The sequence below is a fragment of the Pseudomonas sp. SIMBA_068 genome (genome assembly GCF_046534705.1).
GTDB lineage: Bacteria > Pseudomonadota > Gammaproteobacteria > Pseudomonadales > Pseudomonadaceae > Aquipseudomonas > Aquipseudomonas putida.
Genome location: NZ_JAWRYI010001199.1, coordinates 1 through 250 on the forward strand (window position 1 = coordinate 1; position 250 = coordinate 250).

The window sequence follows — 250 nt, forward strand, 5'->3', positions numbered from 1 at the left end:
GTGCAGGTAACGCAACGACAGCCCGCAAGCGCTGGCGATGTTTTGTGGCGTGAGTTCGGGGTCGCCCAGATGGTGCAGCACGTACTGCTCCACCCGGGTGAGGTGCAGGGTGCTGAGGTTGCTGCCTTCACTGCCCAGTACGCGTTCGTCCTGTTGCAGGGCCAGCAACAGGGTGGCCGAGGCCTGCTCCAGCAGCAAATGCCGGGCAGCCACGGGGCTGGCATCGAAATGGCGGGCGCACAGGTCCAGC

At 65.6% G+C, this 250-nt stretch carries 1 pseudogene; it reads right to left on the reverse strand.

Going from position 1 to position 250, the window contains the following annotated elements:
- A pseudogene (locus SB756_RS33330) lies at window positions 1-250 on the reverse strand (AraC family transcriptional regulator); the annotation flags it as partial.